Raw genomic sequence first — 18,486 nt, forward strand, 5'->3', positions numbered from 1 at the left:
CCCGATTGCGGGATCTTGCGTTCCCATTTTCGAAATATGCAAGCCGCGGTTTATCGTACGGCTTGCCTTGTCGTGTGACGGGGATACCCTGACCGAAAGAGTTAAGTGGGAGGCATTTCGATGAGCTGGAAGACTGGAAAGACACTGGCGGCCGTGCTGGCGATGGGCGGCGTCGCCGTGACCGGGGTGGCCGACGCACAGTTGAAGGCGATCAGAACCGTGACGAGCATTTCGCCTGCCGAACGCAAGCAGGGCACCGATGCGCACCCGCAGCTGATGGCCGAATTCGGCGGTGCTTACAGCGGACCGCAGGCTGCCTATGTGAACCGCATCGGGCAGAATATTGCGGTCCAGTCGGGCCTGTCGCGCAGTCCCAGCGATTTCACCGTCACCTTGCTCAATTCGCCCGTGAACAACGCCTTCGCGATCCCCGGCGGCTATGTCTACGTCACCCGACAGCTGATGGCGCTGATGAACGACGAAGCCGAACTGGCCGGGGTGCTCGGGCACGAGGTTGGCCATGTCGCGGCACAGCACAGCAAAAAGCGCCAGTCGGCGGCGACGCGCAACCAGATCCTCGGCGTGCTTGGCGCCGTGCTGGGCGGCGCGATCGGCGACAATGGCGGACTGCTCGGCGGGCTCGGTGGACTACTCCAGAATAATTCGATGCAGGTCGCGCAGATGGCGACGCTGGGCTTCTCGCGCGGACAGGAACTCGAGGCTGACCAGCTCGGCGTCCAGTATCTGCGCAGTGCGGGATACGACCCGCTCGCGTTATCGACGATGTTGACCAGCCTGGCCAACCAGACGACCCTCGATGCGCGCCTTTCGGGTGGTGACGCGCGTTCGCTTCCCGCATGGGCGAGCACCCACCCCGATCCCGCGTCGCGCGTCCGCAATGCGCAGACACTGGCGAGCCGCGTCGGCGGAAGCGGCGGGACACGCAACGCCGATGCGTTTCTCGCTTCGGTCGATAACATCCTTTATGGCGACGACCCGGCGCAGGGCGTGGTCGAAGGCAATGAATTTCTGCACCCTGATCTGCGGCTCAAATTCGCCGTACCGAACGGCTACGGGATGCAAAACGGTGCCGACGCGGTGTCGATCAGCGGCAATGGTGGACAGGCGCAGTTTACCACCGGCGCGTACAGCGGCGACATGAACGCTTATATCGCCGCCGCCTTCAAGGCGGTCGCGGGCAACGCGGCGATCAGCCCCGGTTCGATCCAGCGCACGACGGTGGGTGGCATTCCGGCGTTCTATTCGACCGCACGAGTGAACAGCCAGTCGGGTCAGGTTGACGTCACCGTCTTTGCCTATGAATTTTCGCGCAGCAGCGCGTTCCACTTCGTTACATTGACGCAGGCCGGCGGCGGCGGCGTGTTCAATTCGATGTTCAACAGCGTCCGGCGGCTGAGTGCAGCGGAAGCGGCAGCGATCAAGCCGCGGCGGGTCGATGTGGTGACGGCGGGCCGCTCCGACACCTTGGCCAGCCTCGCGCGGCGCATGGCATACAGCAATTATCAGGCCGAACGGTTCCAGGTTCTCAATCGCCTGACCGCGTCGAGCCGGCTGACGCCGGGGCAGAAGGTGAAAATCGTCGTTTACGCCACCAGATAATAGCGATCGAAAACAGGAAAGGGCGGCGAGTTGCCTCGCCGCCCTTTCTGGTTGGCCCGCGCCCTGAAGCGCGAAAGCCGTAACCCGATTACTTCATGTTGGCGGAAACATTGTTGAAGGTGCCGCTGATGGCGGTGCCGACGCTCTTGAAAGCCGTGATGCCGGCGACAGCGATCAGAGCGGCGATCAGGCCATATTCGATAGCAGTGGCGGCTTTGGTGTTGCGGACGAACTTCTTGATGAACTTCATGACTGGTCTCCTGATTTCACTTACCCTGTTGACGGTCTGGTCTGGGTCAACGTCTGGAAGTTTAGGGTGAATAGGTTTTGAAAATCTTAACGGTGGCGGGCGCGGTTGCCGGGCCGTCGTCCAAAAAAGGGACGGCTGCTCTGGCCGTCCTACATATTCGTCGCGGCGTTGGATGAGACCTTGTTCCACATAGCTCTTGTGGAGTTTGCGACATTGCCAACTGCAACGACGGTCGCCAGAAAGACCAAGGCCAGTATCAGCCCGTATTCGACGGCCGTGGCGGCCCTGGTCGACCGCATCAGCCTGTAAAAGCTTCGCATTGTTCCACCCCTGACTAATCTATAGTTCCCGAAGGTTCCCATATTCGCATAGGAAGGTTAACAATTTGTCGGCGTCTAGCCCCGCAAAACTGCCAGAAATTCCGTTCATTGTCGTGGCGGCGGCGCTTGTCGACCGCGACGGGAGGCTGCTTGTCCAGCAGCGGCCTGAAGGCTTGCCGATGGCGGGGCTGTGGGAGTTTCCGGGCGGCAAGCTTGAACCTGGCGAGACGCCCGAGCAGGCGTTGATCCGCGAATTGGCCGAGGAGCTCGCGATCGACGTCGATCATGCCTGCCTCGCGCCAGCCTGTTTTGCGAGCGAGCCGCTGGGGAACAAGCATCTGCTCCTGCTGCTTTATGTATGCCGAAAATGGCGCGGAACGCCGGTGGCACAGCATGCGAGCGCGCTCCGCTGGGTGCGGCCGGTGGAGTTGCACGCGCTCGACATGCCGCCGGCCGACAAACCGCTCATCGGTTTGCTCGAGGCGCTGATCTAGCGCTTCGGCTTCAGCACGTCGGCGAGCGAGGCAGTACCGCTGCCGCGGCGCGCCGGCCGTGGCTGATCGGGATGCGGCGCCCAACCGCTGAAATGCACGACGCGGAAATTTTCACCGATGCGCCCGTCGGGGTCGGCGAGTGCCGCAAAGGCGGCCGCGATCCGGGCTGCTTCCTCGCGGGTCAGCGGCGGCGGGACCGGCGCAAGCCGGCTCGACAGGCCCGCGGCGCGCAAATCGCGGACGAGCCCGAACCAGTCGGCGTAGCGCACCGTCAGTGCATCGACGTCGACGACCGGCATGGTGAAGCCGACGCGCTGAAGCAGATTGCCCATCGCGGCGAGATCGATCTGCGGATGCAAACGGGCGATCGAGCGCACTCCGTCGGCCATCACCGCGCGGCGGAGCCGGGACAGGCTGCCGTCGCCGACAAAGGCGCCGAGCAACAGGCCGTCGGGCGCGAGCAGCGCGCGGAGGCGAAGGAGCGCGCCGGGAACATCGTTGATGCTGTCGAGCCCGCCGGGCCAGAGGATGAGGTCGAAGCTGGCAAAGGGCAGGTCGATGGCATCGGCTTCGACAGCGACGGCGCCGCTCCCGGCGGCGAGGCGTGGTCCGGCTTCGGCAATGGTAAGTTTGGTCCCGATCGCGCGCAAATGGTCCGCGAGCGCCGCATCATGCGCCCCGATGAGCAGCGTTCTCGGAAATTCGCGGGTCACCATCGCGAGCCGGTCGAGCAAGGTTTCGGCGATGATCGGCGCGAGGAAATTGGCCGATGCAGGGAGGCGCGCCATACGGTCGCGCTGGGCGCGGTGGCGGGCAGAGGAAAAGAGCGGGCGGGGTGACTGCGACATGCGCCGCTTGTGCCGTCCCCGGCGATGCTTCACAAGTCGGTGATGGCGACAAGTGCGGGGGATGGCGAAGAAGAAAGCGCGCCAGCGCGCGCATGGCTCGGTGCATGGCGCGTCGCGGCGCGCGCGATCGTCGATTATGCGCTGCCGCCGCGTTGCCCCGGCTGCGGCATCATCGTCGGCGAAGATCGGCAATTCTGCTTGACCTGCTGGTCGTCGCTCGATTTCCTCGACGGACCGTCCTGCTTTCGCTGTTCGATTCCGCTGCCGACCGGGCTGCCGGGCGAGCGGGTCGCGTGCGGCGCTTGCCTTGCAAACCCGCCACCGTTCGCTGGCGCTCCTGCCGCGCTCGCCTATGGTCCCGTTGCGCGGACGGTCGCGCTGCGCCTCAAATATGGGCGACGGACCGGGCATGCGCGGCTAATGGCGCGGTTGATGGCGCGGCACTTGGCCGCGTTGGGCGCCGTCGATCCGGTTTTGCTGGTGCCGGTACCGCTGCACCGCTGGAGGCTCTGGTCGCGCGGGTTCAATCAGGCGGCACTGGTGGCCGACGAACTGGCGCGGCTGACCGGCGCGGCGCGCGACCATCATCTCCTTTTGCGGATCAAGTCGACGGCATCGTTGCGCGGCAAGGGGCGGCGCGAGCGCGAACGCATCGTTGCCGGGGCATTCGCACTGGCCCCCGATGGCAGGGCGCGCGCGGCGGGGCGGCATCTGGTGCTGGTCGACGACGTCCATGCCAGCGGCGCCACGCTGCGCGCAGCGGCGCGGGTGCTGGCACGCAGCGGCGCTGCGCATGTGTCGGCGCTCACTTGGGCACGCGTTGTTCCCGATGCGCTGATGACGGGCAACATATTTGACTTTGCTTCGTTGGATTCCGATATGACGGACCAAGTGATGACAGGATAGCCGAATGGCCAAGATCGAAGTTTTTACAAAATTCTTCTGCCCCTATTGCTCGCGCGCGAAGGCGTTGCTCGAGCGCAAGGGCGTGGAGTATCAGGAAATCGACCTGACGATGGATCGTGCCGGGTTCGACGCGATGGTCGAACGCGCCGGTGGTGCGCGCACCGTCCCGCAGATATTCATCGACGGCAAGCATGTCGGCGGCAGCGACGACCTTGCCGCGCTGGACGCGCGCGGCGGGCTCGATCCGTTGCTCGGGCTCGCCTGATCTTGATCGTTTTCGACCTTTGTTGCGGCGCGGGCGATCATCGCTTCGAAGCCTGGTTTGCGAGCAGCGACAGCTTTGCCGACCAGCAGGCGCGGGGGCTGATCGCCTGTCCCGTTTGCGGTGACGATGCCGTCCGCAAAGCAGTGATGGCGCCGCGGGTGGGGGCCAAATCCAACCGGCAGACTATTGATCGGGCGCCCGCCAACCCGCCCAGTCCAAGCGAGCCGTCGCCCGAACTGGTGCGCAAGATTCTCGCCGATATTGCCGCAAAACAGGCTGAAATGCTGCCGCAGTCGCGTTGGGTCGGCCGGGATTTTGCCGACGCGGCGCGCGCGATGCACGAGGGGCGTGCGGCAGAGGACCTGATCCACGGCCAGGCCTCGCCCGAAGAGGCGCAATCGCTCCGCGACGACGGAATCGCCGCGATGCCTTTACTGGTACCGATCGTTCCGCCCGAGGCGGTCAATTGATCCATCCTGATTGACGCTTTGTGTCTCGCGCCGCTACACGAGCGGCGGCGCATCCGTAGCTCAGCAGGATAGAGCATCAGATTCCTAATCTGGGGGCCGTGGGTTCGAATCCCGCCGGGTGCACCATTTTTCAATGACTTATGTGTGCATTCGTCAAGGGTCAGAGATTCTAGCAATCACTTAGCAATCACCTTGGCACGTCGCGACGCGCGACGTATTCGACGCCCACTTTCCAGGTTGAAAGGAAAGGGAGATCTTGCAACGAGGTCACGATTGGAGCGAGGGTGCAGGCTCTCAGCGCGGGCATAAGCTACGAGGCATCACCGCGTCACGATAAACGTCGACCAGAAACAGTATCTGAAGTGCATCCGATGGTGGGCTGTGATCGCCAGGAGGATAGATATTGGCGCCGCCGGGCGCTGCTCATTATAGCGGCTTACCGTTCGGGATCGGCCCGGGCGCGCCAGGAGAAAATATATGAACCATGCCGAACTCACTGACAGCGTCGCAGCCTCGCTCGACGTCAGCAAGGCTGACGCCAAGAAGGCCGTCGACGCCGTCTTCGCCGCGATCACCGATGCCGCCGCCAAGGGCGACGAAGTCTCGGTCAACGGCTTCGGCAAGTTCAAGGTCAAGGAATCGGCCGCACGTGAAGGGCGCAATCCCTCGACCGGCGCGGCGATCCAGATCGCTGCATCGAAGAAGCTGAGCTTCGGCGCGGCCAAAGCGGTCAAGGATCGCCTCAACGGCTGATCCCGTCTTCCCCGCCGGCGCTGCCGGCGGGGAAATCTACCAGTATACCGAGCGCACTCTAGCTGCTGGGAGCGGACGCTTCGGCGCGATCGCACAGGAAGCTTTGCTGCGTCGGTGAGCGTGCCACCTCAGCATCCCGCCCCGGGGGCCTTTGCCCGCAGCGTCTACTCGTGTCGCAATGCGTCGATCGGGTTGAGGCTTGCTGCGCGGCGAGCCGGAAAATAGCCGAAGACGACGCCGATCAACGCCGAGATAACGAAGGCGACGATGTTGATCTGAGCGTCGAACATCCAGCTCACTTGCATGATCGGCGACAGCAACGCGATGGCGAGCTGCGCGATGAGGAGGCCGGCGAGACCGCCAAGGCAGGAGAGGACGATCGCCTCGACGAGAAACTGCATCAGCACTTCGCGGGCGACAGCGCCGATCGCGAGCCGGATTCCGATCTCGCGCGTGCGCTCGGTCACCGAGACGAGCATGATGTTCATGATGCCGATGCCGCCGACGAGCAGCGAGATCGCGGCGACCGCGGCCACGATGCGCGTCAGAAGTGTGGTCGTCCCGGTCAGCGTGTCGGATATCTGCTTCGTGTCGAAGATGTTGAAATTGTCATCCTTGCCATCGGTGATTTTCCGGCGCTCGCGCAACAGGTCGGTGATCGATGCCTGGACTTGCGCGGTCGCGAAGCTCTGGTCGACGCCGACGAGCATGACCGAAATATCCTGGTTGCCGGTAAATCGCCGCTGGACGGCTTTGACCGGCATGATGACGACATCGTCCTGGTCGCCGCCGAAGCCGCCTTGGCCGCGCGTCGACAATATGCCGATCACGTCGCAGCTGATGCCCTTGATCCGGAAGCGTTCGCCGACCGCCTGGCCGCCGCGGAAGAGGTTCTGGCGTACGGTGTTGCCGATGATGCACACCGCCTTGCCCGCCTGCTCTTCGGCGGGCGTGAAGGTGCGACCCTCGGTGAGAGGCCAGGGCTGGACGGTGAAATAGGCGTCGGTGGTGCCGTTGACCGTCGTCGACCAGTTTGCGCCTTCATAGATGGCCGTTCCGCTGCTCTGCGCCTGGGGTGCGACCGCGGTGACGCCCGCGATCTGCTGCGCGATCGCATCGAGGTCGGTCATCTTGAAATCGGGCGGGCGGGGGCCGCCGCCGCCGCGGCCGAAGCCCTGGCCGGGACGGATCTGGAGAATGTTGGTGCCGAGCGCCGAAATCTGGCTCTGCACCGCTGCGGTGGTTGCGTTGCCCAGCGTCACCATCGTCACGACCGCCGCGACGCCGATGACGATGCCGAGCACCGTCAGGAAGGAGCGCAGCACATGGCGGCGGATCGAGCGCAGCGCGAGAAGGAAGGTCGTGCCGGTCATGCGCGCGGTCCCATGCGGCTGCGTGACGCGGCGTTGATCTCGATGCTCTCGACCAGCCCGTCCTTGAAATGCACAAGCGTGTGCGCGAATGCGGCCATCTCGGGCTCGTGCGTCACCATCAGCACCGTGATCCCGCTCTCGCGGTTGAGTGCGGTGAGCAGTTCCATGATCTCGACCGAACGCTCGGAATCGAGATTGCCGGTCGGCTCGTCGGCGAGCAGCACGTCAGGGTGCGTCACGATCGCGCGCGCTATGGCGACGCGTTGTTGTTGCCCGCCCGACAACTCGGCGGGCGTGTGGTCCCACCAATCCTTGAGTCCGACCTTGTCGAGCGCGGCAAGTGCGGCTTCGCGCCGCTCGGCCTTGGGATCCCCGCGATAGAGGAGCGGGAGCTCGACATTCTCGAGCGCATTCGTGCGTGCGAGCAGGTTGAAGCCCTGGAAGACGAAACCGAAATATTTGCGGCGCAGGAGCGCTCGCTGGTCGCGCGTCAAGGCCTCGACATGATGACCGCGGAACCGATACTCACCGAGAGTTGGAACGTCGAGGCAACCGAGGATGTTCATCGTCGTCGACTTTCCCGAGCCCGATGCACCCATCACCGCGACAAAATCGCCCGACATAATGTCGAGATCGACGCCCTTCAGTGCCTGGAAGGCGGTCGGACCTTCGCCGTAGGTCTTCACGATTCCACTGAGATGGATGATCGGGTCGGGCATGGCTCAGCCGCCTTTCCGTGCTCCGGACGGCCGCGCTCCGCCGGCGGCGCCCGATGCCGGCGCGTCGTCCGAAAGCTGCCCGGTGATGACCTTCATGCCTGCGCTGAGCTTGCCTGAGGTGACCTCGGTGAGCGCACCGTTGGTATCGCCCGTCGTAACCTGGAGAGCCTGCGGCTTGCCATCGTTCCCGAGAATATAGATGGTCTGCTGCGCGCCGCGTTCGGTCGTGACATTTTGCGGAGCCGCGTTGCCGCCGCGTCGCCCTCCGCGGGGGACAAGCGCTCCGGTGATCCCGCCCGTGGCCGCGCCCGGGCCGCCAGCGTTCGTCGCGGGGCGATAGCGTAGTGCGGCATTGGGGACGAGCATCGCATTTTGTTTTTCCGTCGTGACGATGTCGGCAGTTGCGGTCATTCCCGGGCGCAGCGTCTGCTTCGTATTGTCGACCGACAGGATCGCCGTGTAGGCGACGACTTCCCCCGTGGTCGCGGTGGTGGTGGTCGAGGTCGACGAAGAGGAGCTGTTGTTCGACCCGACGTTGACGCGCGTGATTTTCGCGGGAAAGCGCTGTCCCGGGAAGGCATCGACGGTGAAGCTCGCGTCCTGCCCTTCCTTCACTTGTCCGACGTCGGCTTCGTCGACCGACACCTGGAGTTCCATCTGGCTCAGATCCTCGGCGATGGTGAAGAGAACGGGCGCATTGAGCGAGGCTGCCACGGTCTGGCCGGGTTCGATGTCGCGCGACAGGACCACGCCAATTACCGGCGAATAGATACGCGCCTTCGACAAATTGGTTTGCGCGGTGCCAAGCGCCGCGCGCTGCTCGGCGACCTGTGCGCGCGCGGCGGCGAGCGAGGCGACCGCGCGTTGCTGGTCGGCGCGCGCGGCGTCGAGTTCGGTCTTCGACGGCACGCGGCCGCCCGAGAGGCGCGACACCTCCTCCTGGCGCGCGAGCGTCGCGTTCGCCTGTGCGAGCGTCGCCTGTGCCTCGCCGACATTCGCCTGCGCCGCTGCGACACTTGCTTGGGCCTGGACCACAGAATCCTGAAGGCGCGCGGCATCGAGCGTGGCAAGCAATTGCCCCTTGGTCACACGGTCGTTCACATCGACATAGACATGGGTGATGAGGCCCGATTGCTCTGAACCGACGTCGACCTGGTTGATCGGCTTGATGTTGCCGGTCGCCGACACGGTGACCGTAAGCGCACCCTTTTGCACCTCCTCGGTCGAATAGCGCACTTCATTCGCCGGGCCAAAACAGCGGTAGAGGACGAGAAGGATCACCAGTGCAAGGACTGCGACACCGGCCCATTTTCCGCGGCGCATCCAGGGACTTTGGGGCTTCACGCCCAGAAAGTCGTCGAGCTTCTGATGAGCAGCCTGAGCTTCGGTCATTCGCCGTTTCCATCCATGTCCATTGTCTGCCAACCGCCGCCGAGCGCGTTGTAGAGTTGCACGATCGCCAGAGCCTGCGTCGCCCGTGCGCTTGCGAGACTGTTGCTCGACGAGAGAAGCGAGGTTTCGACATTCGACAGGGTCTGGAAGTCGGTGAGACCCGACCGATATTGAAGCCGCGCCATGATCGCGCTGTTGCTTGCGGCTTCGCGGGCGATTGCAAATTGCGCGCTGCTCGTCTGTGCCGAAGTAACGGCGGTCAGCGCATTTTCGACCTCCTCGAGCGAAGTCAGGACCGCCTGATGATAGGCGGCATAGGCGCCGTCGACCGCGGCTTGCTGCGATCGCACCTGCGAGGCGCGTGCGCCGCCGTCGAAGAGGATCTGCGAAAGGCCGGCGAAGAGCGATCCGGTGATCGCATCGAAGAGCCCACCGGGTTTGGCCGCGCTCGTGCCGAGCGAGCCGCTGATGGTGAAGGCGGGCAGCAACTGCGCCTTGGCGACCCCGACGCGCGCGGTCGCTGCGGCAAGGCTTCGTTCCGCCGACCGCACGTCGGGCCGCTGGCGCAGCGTATCGGCTGGAAAGCCTGCCGCGACCCTGGAAGGCGGAACCGGGACCGGTCCTGCGGTTTCGAGCGATGCCGTCGACGCGCCCGGGGCCTCGGCGATCAGCACCGCGATGCGATTGAGCGCACCCTGTATGCTCGTCCTGAACGCGGGGAGACTTGCTTCGGTTTGCGCAAGTTGAGTTAGCGCCTGTTCTTCGTCGAGCGAGGAAGCGAGCCCTGCCTGGGTACGCCAGCGAGCGATATCATAATTGTCGCGCTGATAGCGGAGCGTGTCCTCCGCGATGCCGAGTTGCTGCTGGGCGAGGCGAAGCTGAATATAATTGCTCACGAGCTCGGCGATGATCGCGACGTGCACCGAGGCGAGATCATAGCCGCTCGCCGCCTCGTCGGCGCGCGCTGCCTCGATCCCGCGCCGGCCGCCGCCGAACAGGTCGAGCTGCCAGTCGGCATCGATCCCCAGCGAAAAGCTGCTGTTGTCTGGGCCTTGGCTGTCGACGTTGCGGCCGGCGCCGCCGCTTCCGGTGGCGGTCGGAAGCAGGCTGGCGCCGGCCTGAACCGAGGCTTCGCGCGCCTGGCGCAGCCTTGCCTCGGCCTGTGCGATGTCGAGATTGGCCGCGATCGCGCGGTCGACCAGTTGATCGAGCGCCGGATCGTCGAAGCGCTTCCACCAGGATGCGAGCTCCGCGGGGTCGGCGGCGGCGCTGCTGTCGTCGCTGTAGGAGGCGGGGACGCCGAGATCGCCCGGGGCCACCGGCCGATAGTCGGGACCGACGGTGCAGGCTGCCAGCGAGAGCGAAGCTGCGAGTGTCACGAGACAGCGCCACCGGGCGATATCGGCCACCGGCGGGCTGTGGATGCCAGCTGCGCCGCAATCCGAGTTTTGTCTGGAGGCCGCGGCTTTCATTCCCGGGCTCCCTATTCGCTTCCGGGAGGAGGCTCGGCCGGGCCGCCGGGAGAAGGTCCGGGGCGGCCGCCTCGGCGACGTCCTTCGGGCTGAGGGGCTTCGCCCATCGAAATCGCCCCGTTTCGGTCGCGATCGGCCTCATCGAAACGCTTGCCTTCATAGGCGAGCAATTCTTCGAGCGAGAGGCCGGCGTCATAGTTGACATTGGCGTTTGTCACGAGGCCCGTGCTCAGCGGCTCGATGAGACCGGCGAGGAGGCGCGCCTGCGCGTCGTCACCATAGTCGGGGGCCACGGTCTCGGGGATCAGCCCGGCAGGGCCGATCGTCTGTGCTTCGTCGGATTGGGCAACCGAGCCGAGCCCGTGCTGCCAGGCGAAAAACTCCTCGCGGCTGATCGTCCGGTCCTTGTTCGTATCGATGCGCTCGAAGCGCTTGCCGATCAATATGTCGCGCCGCATAGCCGCGATGGCCCGGATTTCCTCGATCGTCACGAAACCGTCGCGGTTCTGGTCGGCGTCGTGGAACATGGCCGTGACGATCTTGTCGAATTTCGCGCGCGAAACCGGCTCGATCTCCCGCATCCGGGGGGGACCTTCCCGCGATCCTTCCCTGCCGCCCGGCGGGCCGCCGCCCTGGCGGCCGCCGCCGTGTTGGGCATGTGCGGGAACGCAGGCAAGAAGGAGGCAAACGCCGAGCAGCGCCTTGTTCATCGATCGGTCTTCCGGACGGAAAGGATGGGGAAAGCTGATCCGGGAAAGCGGGTCAGAGCGAGCAGCGACGTGCCGCTCCAGCGCCTGCCTGATAGGTATCGGTTCGCGCGTTGTAGGAACGATATTTCTGCTGGCAGGCCCGGACGTGGCGATACCAGTCGCTCTTCTTCGACCAATGCTTCGGCGGTGCGGGGGGCTGGGCGCCCCAGCTCTTGTTCCATTGGCCATAGGGGCCCTTCGGCGCGGGAGCGGTCTTCTTGGCAGCGGCGGCAGCCGGGCGATCCTGACGCGCACCTGACTCGCCCGGCCGGGAGGCGGCGATCGAAGGGGCTGCAATCATCATCGCGGCGCCAAGGGTACAGCTCATCAGAAATTTCACGGCACTACTCCTCGAATTTGCCGGCCCGCCGCGATCAGCGGACCGATGCGGGCGGGACGCATTTCGCTATCCGGTATGGACCATCGGGGGAGCGCGGAGGGTCAAGAGTTCGTAAGGGGAGTGTAAAGTTTGTGAAAAGACGGGATGACATCGTAGGGGCGCCGCGCGATGACCCCGATTGTGGAAGAAGAGCCATCCCTCCGGCATATCCTGCTCATCGACGATGATGTCGATCTCAGCGCGATGCTGCGCGAATATCTGGAAAGCGAGGGCTTTCATGTTGAAGCCGTCTTCAACGGCGCGAGCGGCGTCGTGCGCGCGCTGTCGGGGGAGTTTGATGCGGTGGTTCTCGATGTCATGCTGCCGCGGCTCAACGGGATCGAGGTCTTGCGCCAGATCCGCCAGGCGAATGATGTGCCGGTCCTGATGCTCACGGCCAAAGGGGATCAGGTGGACCGGGTCGTAGGGCTCGAACTGGGTGCCGATGACTATGTCGCAAAGCCCTATTATCCGCGCGAACTCGTCGCCCGCCTGCGCGCGATCCTCCGGCGACAGGCCCCCGCCGCCGCCTTGCGCGGATCGATTCTGGAACTTGGCGATCTGAAGGTCCGCGTCGCGGAACGGCGGGCAAATTGGGACCGCGATGTTGTCGATCTCACCGCGACCGAATTCAACATGCTCGTCACCCTGCTTCGCGCGGGCGACGATGTTCAGACCAAGGACGAACTCTCGCTACGCGCCCTCGGCCGTTCGCGCCAGTCCTATGACCGCAGCGTCGATGTGCACATCAGCAATCTGCGTCTGAAACTCGAAGGAATATCGGCCGGCGCCATCGGCATCGAAACCGTGCGCGGGGTCGGCTACCGGCTACGGAGCAAGTCATGAAGACGCGGCTCTTCTGGAAGATATTGCTTGCCTTCTGGTTGACCTTCTTTGCCATCACGCAAGGTGTCTGGCTGATCTTCCAGCTGCGCCGCGATGACCGGCCGCCGCCCGAGCGATTCATGATCGAACAGATGGCGCCGACGCTGCTTTCGGCAGCGCAAGCGGAAGTGAGGCGGTCGGGCAAGGCCGGTTTCGACAGCTTCGTCGCAGCCCTGCCGCCCGGCCAGCGGGCGCGGTTGCAGCTGCAATCCATTGGCGAGCCTGTTGTCGCGCCCGCGCGGGATTTTGCAGGATCGGTGGCGCGCGAGGTGAGCGTGCCGGGACGGCAGGGACTGGTGCTCCGCTACTGGTATCGCGAACCATCCCGTCGCGCCGAGATTTTCAACGTTCCGCCGGCGCTTCTGACGCTCGGTCTGATCGGGGGACTGTTCTTTGCCGCAACGCTCGCCTGGTATCTCACCCGGCCGCTCGGTCAGCTGCGTCGCGGGTTCGAGCGGCTGGCGCAGGGGCGCTTCGCCGAGCGCCTCACGCCGGTCATCGGTAACCGCCGCGACGAGATTGCCGATCTTGCACGGGATTTCGACCGGATGGCGCAGCGGCTCGAAGAGTTGGTCGGCGCGAGGGATCGGCTTCTTCATGATGTTTCGCACGAACTTCGTTCTCCCCTTGCCCGGCTGCAGCTGGCGATCGGCCTCGCGCGGCAATCGCCCGAACGGACCGAAGTATCGCTCGACCGGATCGATCGCGAAGCCGCTCGCCTCGACGCACTGGTCGGCGAATTGCTCGGTCTTGCGCGGTCCGAGCATCGCGCCGGGGAAGGCGATGATTATTTCGATCTCGCGGGCGTATTGCGCAGTGTGATCGGGGATGCAGAGTTCGAGGCAAGGTCGCACAATGTCTCGATCCGCCTGGGTGACGCCACATTGTCCGGCGACCAGCCGCCGCTGATACGTGGCAACGCCGAGGCGGTCCGGAGGGCGATCGACAATGTCGTCCGCAACGCCCTGCGTTTCTCGGTGGCCGGGCAGGCGGTCGATGTCGATTACAGGTGGGAGTCTGGCATCCACCATATCAGCGTAACTGACGGCGGCCCCGGCATAGACGAAGCGAGTATCGATGCGATGTTCGAGCCGTTCGCCCGCGGTGACGACGGAAGTCTCGGCTTCGGTCTCGGCCTGGCGATCGCGAAGCGCGGCGTCGCGCTCCATGGGGGTAGGATCAGTGCGCGCAATCGCGAAGGCGGCGGGCTGGTCGTCAGCCTCGAGATACCCGGTGCGGACGCCCTGCCGCGCGGATAGGGCCCGACAGGCACGTCGCTTGAGCCTGCGATCCTGGCGGGGTTCCGCTATTCAGGGTGCCGATGATCATCCATCGCGGGACCAACTCAGCCCTGTTCGATCTCGATTTCCGACACGATCCGGTCGATATCGCGCAGCATCTCTTCGAACCGGATCAGGTCTTCCTTCGGGAAGGAGTCGAATATCCGCTTTTCGAGTTCGAGCGCTTTGGGTGCCACGGCGCCATAAAGCTCCCAGCCTGCAAGAGTTAGCTGGAGCAGGTGCGAGCGCCGATCGCCGCTGATCGGTTTTCGCGCGAGCAGGCCGCGATCGATAAGCGCGATCGCCGCGCGGCTCACCGTCACCTTGTCCATCCGGGTCTTTATCCCGATCTCCTGCTGCGTGATTCCCTCGGGATTCTCTGCAGTTACTGCGACCAGGCGCCAGTCCGGAACGCGTAGCGCGAACAGCGCTTCATAGGCACTTGCGATCACGTCGCTGACGCGGTTGGTCGTGAAGGAGAGCCGGTACGGGAGGAAGCTGTCAAGCAGCAGCGAGGGTTTGTCCATGGGAGATAGTATCAATTGACACTAGTTTTGCAACCAGTCTATGTGGTTTCAATTGTTACCAATTGGGAGCTTCGCATGAACGATGAAAATAACCCACTCGGCCTCGATGGTTTTGCCTTCGGTGAGTTCACCTCGCCCGATCCGGCGGCGATGGCGGCACATTTCGAGCGGCTCGGGTTTGTCGCGGCAGCGCAGATTCCAGACCGGGGATTGACCCTCTATCGCCAGGGGCGGATCGCCTTCGTCCTCAACGCGGGCGATGGCCAGGCGGCAGAATTTCGCGCGCTGCACGGCCCGTCGGCGAACGGCATGGCGTTCAACGTCCATGATGCCGAAAAGGCTTATGCGCTTGCTCTGGAGCGCGGTGCCAAGGCAGCCGACACAAGCACGAGCGCGCTGCCCGGCGCGAGAGCGATTGAAGGGATCGGCGGCGCGCTACTCTACCTCGTTGAGGGCGACCCCTTCGCAGACTGGAGTGAAGTTCCCGGCTGGCGCGAGGAGTCGGCGAAGCAATCGGTCGGTCTCGATCTTCTCGATCATCTGACGCACAATGTCCGCCGCGGGCAGATGCGTGTGTGGTCGGACTATTATGCCAGGCTCTTCGGTTTCGAGGAGCAGAAATATTTCGACATCAAGGGCAAGGCGACGGGCCTGTTCAGCCAGGCGATGATCGCCCCCGACCGCGCGATCCGTATTCCGCTCAATGAAAGTCAGGACGACAAGAGCCAGATCGAGGAATTCATCCGCGACTATAACGGCGAAGGCATCCAGCATCTTGCGCTGACCACCGACAATATCTTCGAGACCGTAGAAAAATTGCGCGCACGCGGCGTCCGTCTGCAGGACACGATCGAGACCTATTATGAACTCGTCGACAAGCGCGTTCCCGGGCATGGCGAGGACCTCGAACGGCTGAAGAAGAACCGCATTCTGATCGACGGCGACGTCGAGAGCGAAGGCATCCTGCTCCAGATCTTCACCGAGAATATGTTTGGACCGATCTTCTTCGAGGTCATCCAGCGCAAGGGTAACGAGGGTTTCGGCAACGGCAATTTTCAGGCGCTTTACGAGTCGATCGAACTCGACCAGATTCGTCGCGGCGTGGTCACGATCGACGAGTGAGCGACCGGCGCGGGGGGAGAAAATATGACCGTCCATGAATCTGCGCCGGCGAAAGCCGAGCCCCGGACGATGTCCGGTTTTGCAAATCACTTCGCGACCGAGGCTGTGGCAGGGGCGCTGCCTGTCGGCTGTAATTCGCCGCAGCATGTGCCTTATGGACTCTATGCCGAGCAATTGTCCGGCACAGCTTTCACCGCGCCGCGGGCGGAGAACCGGCGCAGCTGGCTCTACCGCCTGCGCCCGACCGCCAATCATCCGGCTTATCAGCCCTATGAACGGTCGACGCAGCTTCGTTCGGCGCCGTTCGACGAACTGCCGCCATCGCCCAACCGACTGCGCTGGGACCCGCTTCCCTGTCCCGCCGCGCCGACAGATTTTGTCGACGGCCTCGTCACCTATTGCGGCAATGGCGACGTCGGCGCGGGTGTCGGGATCGGCGTGCATCTCTATGCCTGTAACCGGTCGATGGTCGGACGAGCCTTTTACGATGCCGACGGCGAGCTTCTGATCGTTCCGCAAGAAGGCGCGCTTCGCCTCGTGACCGAGATGGGCGTGCTGACAGTAGAGCCCCAGCAGATCGCCCTCATCCCGCGCGGATTGCGTTTCCGGGTCGAGCTGCTCGACGCGGCGGCGCGGGGCTATATCTGCGAAAATTACGGCGCCCTGTTCCGTCTGCCTGATCTCGGCCCGATCGGTTCGAACGGCCTCGCCAACCCCCGCGACTTCGAGACGCCCGTCGCCTGGTTTGAGGATCGCGACGAGCCCGTCGAAATCGTCCAAAAGTTTCAGGGCGGCCTGTGGGCTACCATGCTCGATCATTCGCCTTTCGATGTCGTTGCCTGGCACGGCAATCTCGCCCCCTGTCGATACGACCTGCGGCGTTTCAACACGATCAATACGGTAAGCTATGATCATCCGGACCCGTCGATCTTCACGGTGCTGACCAGTCCGAGCGATACGCCCGGTACGGCGAATTGCGACTTTGTGATCTTTCCACCGCGCTGGATGGTCGCCGAAAGCACATTTCGCCCACCATGGTTCCACCGCAATGTGATGAGCGAGTTCATGGGTTTGGTCACCGGCGCCTATGACGCAAAGGCGGGTGGTTTCGCTCCGGGCGGCGCCTCGCTGCACAACCAGATGGCGGGACACGGCCCCGATCAGGCGAGCTATGAGAGTGCGGTCACCGCCGCGCTTGTTCCGCACAAGATCGAGAACAGCCTGGCCTTCATGTTCGAAAGCCGGATGGTGCTGCGTCCGACCCGCTTCGCGACCGAAACGCCGATCGCGCAGCTCGACTATGATGATTGCTGGAGCGGATTCCGCAAGGCGCAGGTCCCGGTGGGAGACAGTGAAGCATGACTTTTCCGATTATCGACGAAACCCATCGGCTCGAACGGACGAGCTGGGTCGCCGACGCCAATGGCCATCGCGACTTCCCGATCCAGAATTTGCCGTTCGGAATATTCTCGCCGCCAAGCGGTGCCCCGCGTCCGGGCGTCGCGATCGGCGATCATATTCTCGACCTCGCGGCGATTGCCGCGCTGTTGCCGTCCGACATGACGCATGTCTTTGATGAAAAGACGCTCAACAGCCTGTTCGCGCTGCCGCGTGCCAAGCGGTTGGTGCTGCGCCGGCGACTATCGTCGCTGCTGTCCGACGGCCAGTATCGGGCTGCCATCGAGCCCGCACTGCATCCCACGACAGATTGCGAATTGCATTTGCCTGCTGCGATTGGCGATTACACCGATTTCTATGTTGGTATTCATCACGCCACCAATGTCGGAACATTGTTCCGGCCCGACAATCCATTGCTCCCCAACTACAAGCATGTACCGATCGGTTATCATGGCCGTGCCTCGTCGGTCCGGCCATCGGGTGTGCCCGTGGTGCGGCCGGTTGGGCAGCACAAGGCGCCCGACGCCGCGGTGCCGAGCTTCGGTCCGTCGCAGCGGATCGACTATGAACTCGAGCTCGGCGTCTGGATCGGCGAGGGCAATGCTCTCGGCACGACGATCCCGATCGGTTTGGCGGCCGAGCATATCGCCGGCTTCTGCCTGCTCAACGACTGGTCGGCGCGCGACTTTCAGGCGTGGGAATATCAGCCGCTCGGCCCATTTCTCGCGAAGAATTTCCAGACGACGATTTCTCCCTGGGTCGTGACCGCCGAAGCCCTTGCACCGTTCCGCGGCGCGCAACCCGCGCGGCCGGCCGGCGATCCGCAGCCCTTGCCCTATCTGTGGGATGCGGCCGATCAGGAAACGGGCGCGCTCGAACTCGAACTCGAGGTGCATCTGCTGACCGAGCGAATGCGCGCGGCAGGCATGGCACCCGCGCGGCTGAGTCACGGTCCGGCATCCAACATGTACTGGACCGTCGCACAGATGGTCACCCACCACGCCTCGAACGGCTGCAATCTCAATCCCGGCGATCTGCTCGGCACCGGGACGATCTCGGCGCCTGACAGGGACGGCTACGGCAGCCTGCTCGAAATTACCCGCGGCGGTAGCGAACCCGTGATGCTCCCGAACGGCGAAATGCGGCGTTTTGTCGAAGATGGCGACGAGATATTTTTGTCGGCTCGCGCCCGGAAGGAGGGCCAGGTTCCGATCGGTTTCGGAAGTTGCCGCGCGGTGGTTCTCCCGGCGATTGCCTGAAATGG

At 64.1% G+C, this 18,486-nt stretch carries 21 protein-coding genes and 1 tRNA gene; 12 read left to right on the forward strand and 10 right to left on the reverse strand.

The window, feature by feature from the left end; translation table 11 throughout:
- The first annotated feature begins 120 nt into the window (after positions 1 to 120).
- Positions 121 to 1,620, forward strand: a complete 1,500-nt coding sequence (locus AC07NV_RS14210) for a M48 family metalloprotease (RefSeq protein ID WP_495167014.1) — start codon at positions 121 to 123, stop codon at positions 1,618 to 1,620.
- 88 nt (positions 1,621 to 1,708) lie between these two features.
- Here AC07NV_RS14210 and AC07NV_RS14215 read toward each other — a convergent pair whose 3' ends face one another.
- Positions 1,709 to 1,870, reverse strand: coding sequence for a Flp family type IVb pilin (locus AC07NV_RS14215; protein ID WP_495167015.1), 162 nt, complete (start codon positions 1,868 to 1,870; stop codon positions 1,709 to 1,711).
- Positions 1,871 to 2,019: 149 nt separating this feature from the next.
- Positions 2,020 to 2,232, reverse strand: coding sequence for a Flp family type IVb pilin (locus AC07NV_RS14220; RefSeq protein WP_495167016.1), 213 nt, complete (start codon positions 2,230 to 2,232; stop codon positions 2,020 to 2,022).
- A 23-nt stretch (positions 2,233 to 2,255) separates the two neighbouring features.
- Between AC07NV_RS14220 and AC07NV_RS14225 the strand changes: the two genes are divergently transcribed.
- Positions 2,256 to 2,684, forward strand: coding sequence for a (deoxy)nucleoside triphosphate pyrophosphohydrolase (locus tag AC07NV_RS14225; RefSeq protein ID WP_495167017.1), 429 nt, complete (start codon positions 2,256 to 2,258; stop codon positions 2,682 to 2,684).
- On the opposite strand, the gene AC07NV_RS14230 is transcribed toward AC07NV_RS14225, so the two are convergent.
- Positions 2,681 to 3,532, reverse strand: coding sequence for a methyltransferase domain-containing protein (locus AC07NV_RS14230; protein WP_495167018.1), 852 nt, complete (start codon positions 3,530 to 3,532; stop codon positions 2,681 to 2,683). The two genes, AC07NV_RS14225 and AC07NV_RS14230, sit on opposite strands and share 4 nt — an antisense overlap.
- Before the next feature lie 24 nt (positions 3,533 to 3,556).
- Between AC07NV_RS14230 and AC07NV_RS14235 the strand changes: the two genes are divergently transcribed.
- From AC07NV_RS14235 to AC07NV_RS14255, 5 genes are all read left to right on the forward strand, one after another.
- Complete coding sequence (locus AC07NV_RS14235) at positions 3,557 to 4,438, forward strand: ComF family protein (RefSeq protein ID WP_495167019.1); 882 nt, start codon at positions 3,557 to 3,559, stop codon at positions 4,436 to 4,438.
- 4 nt (positions 4,439 to 4,442) lie between these two features.
- The gene (gene grxC, locus AC07NV_RS14240; protein ID WP_495167020.1) at positions 4,443 to 4,703 is read left to right on the forward strand and encodes a glutaredoxin 3; all 261 of its coding nucleotides are present in this window, start codon (positions 4,443 to 4,445) and stop codon (positions 4,701 to 4,703) included.
- Positions 4,704 to 4,705: 2 nt separating this feature from the next.
- Positions 4,706 to 5,173 (forward strand): DUF1178 family protein, encoded by a 468-nt coding sequence (locus AC07NV_RS14245; protein ID WP_495167021.1) that lies wholly within the window; start codon positions 4,706 to 4,708, stop codon positions 5,171 to 5,173.
- Between the two features lie 49 nt (positions 5,174 to 5,222).
- Positions 5,223 to 5,299, forward strand: a tRNA-Arg gene (locus tag AC07NV_RS14250).
- Between the two features lie 351 nt (positions 5,300 to 5,650).
- Positions 5,651 to 5,926, forward strand: a complete 276-nt coding sequence (locus AC07NV_RS14255) for an HU family DNA-binding protein (RefSeq protein ID WP_495167022.1) — start codon at positions 5,651 to 5,653, stop codon at positions 5,924 to 5,926.
- A 164-nt stretch (positions 5,927 to 6,090) separates the two neighbouring features.
- Here AC07NV_RS14255 and AC07NV_RS14260 read toward each other — a convergent pair whose 3' ends face one another.
- The 6 genes from AC07NV_RS14260 to AC07NV_RS14285 all read right to left on the reverse strand — a co-directional run bounded on the left by AC07NV_RS14260 (position 6,091) and on the right by AC07NV_RS14285 (position 11,971).
- Positions 6,091 to 7,299, reverse strand: coding sequence for an ABC transporter permease (locus tag AC07NV_RS14260; RefSeq protein ID WP_495167023.1), 1,209 nt, complete (start codon positions 7,297 to 7,299; stop codon positions 6,091 to 6,093).
- Positions 7,296 to 8,018 (reverse strand): ABC transporter ATP-binding protein, encoded by a 723-nt coding sequence (locus tag AC07NV_RS14265; protein WP_495167024.1) that lies wholly within the window; start codon positions 8,016 to 8,018, stop codon positions 7,296 to 7,298. Before AC07NV_RS14265 ends, AC07NV_RS14260 begins: the two co-directional genes overlap by 4 nt.
- Positions 8,019 to 8,021: 3 nt before the next feature.
- Positions 8,022 to 9,410, reverse strand: a complete 1,389-nt coding sequence (locus AC07NV_RS14270) for an efflux RND transporter periplasmic adaptor subunit (protein ID WP_495167025.1) — start codon at positions 9,408 to 9,410, stop codon at positions 8,022 to 8,024.
- Complete coding sequence (locus AC07NV_RS14275) at positions 9,407 to 10,819, reverse strand: efflux transporter outer membrane subunit (protein WP_495167026.1); 1,413 nt, start codon at positions 10,817 to 10,819, stop codon at positions 9,407 to 9,409. The genes AC07NV_RS14270 and AC07NV_RS14275 overlap by 4 nt, the downstream gene beginning before the upstream one ends.
- A gap of 74 nt (positions 10,820 to 10,893) precedes the next feature.
- Complete coding sequence (locus AC07NV_RS14280) at positions 10,894 to 11,463, reverse strand: EF-hand domain-containing protein (protein ID WP_495167027.1); 570 nt, start codon at positions 11,461 to 11,463, stop codon at positions 10,894 to 10,896.
- Positions 11,464 to 11,644: 181 nt separating this feature from the next.
- Complete coding sequence (locus tag AC07NV_RS14285; RefSeq protein WP_495167028.1) at positions 11,645 to 11,971, reverse strand: BA14K family protein; 327 nt, start codon at positions 11,969 to 11,971, stop codon at positions 11,645 to 11,647.
- Between the two features lie 168 nt (positions 11,972 to 12,139).
- Here AC07NV_RS14285 and AC07NV_RS14290 point away from each other — a divergent pair, with 168 nt between their 5' ends.
- Positions 12,140 to 12,856: a response regulator transcription factor gene (locus AC07NV_RS14290; protein WP_495167029.1), complete on the forward strand. Its 717-nt coding sequence runs from the start codon at positions 12,140 to 12,142 to the stop codon at positions 12,854 to 12,856.
- The gene (locus tag AC07NV_RS14295) at positions 12,853 to 14,154 is read left to right on the forward strand and encodes a HAMP domain-containing sensor histidine kinase (protein WP_495167030.1); all 1,302 of its coding nucleotides are present in this window, start codon (positions 12,853 to 12,855) and stop codon (positions 14,152 to 14,154) included. The genes AC07NV_RS14290 and AC07NV_RS14295 overlap by 4 nt, the downstream gene beginning before the upstream one ends.
- 86 nt (positions 14,155 to 14,240) lie before the next feature.
- On the opposite strand, the gene AC07NV_RS14300 is transcribed toward AC07NV_RS14295, so the two are convergent.
- Complete coding sequence (locus AC07NV_RS14300; protein WP_495167031.1) at positions 14,241 to 14,702, reverse strand: MarR family winged helix-turn-helix transcriptional regulator; 462 nt, start codon at positions 14,700 to 14,702, stop codon at positions 14,241 to 14,243.
- 75 nt (positions 14,703 to 14,777) lie between these two features.
- Between AC07NV_RS14300 and hppD the strand changes: the two genes are divergently transcribed.
- From hppD to fahA, 3 genes are all read left to right on the forward strand, one after another.
- Positions 14,778 to 15,824, forward strand: a complete 1,047-nt coding sequence (hppD, locus tag AC07NV_RS14305) for a 4-hydroxyphenylpyruvate dioxygenase (protein ID WP_495167032.1) — start codon at positions 14,778 to 14,780, stop codon at positions 15,822 to 15,824.
- A gap of 69 nt (positions 15,825 to 15,893) precedes the next feature.
- A complete protein-coding gene (hmgA, locus tag AC07NV_RS14310) occupies positions 15,894 to 17,186 on the forward strand; it encodes a homogentisate 1,2-dioxygenase (RefSeq protein ID WP_495167033.1) in 1,293 nt (430 codons plus the stop codon).
- Positions 17,183 to 18,481 carry a fumarylacetoacetase gene (gene fahA, locus AC07NV_RS14315; RefSeq protein WP_495167034.1) on the forward strand — a complete coding sequence of 433 codons (1,299 nt, stop codon included), beginning with the start codon at positions 17,183 to 17,185 and terminating at the stop codon, positions 18,479 to 18,481. Before hmgA ends, fahA begins: the two co-directional genes overlap by 4 nt.
- Positions 18,482 to 18,486 lie beyond the last annotated feature (5 nt).

It is taken from the genome of Sphingopyxis sp. GW821-FHT10B01, assembly GCF_059415685.1.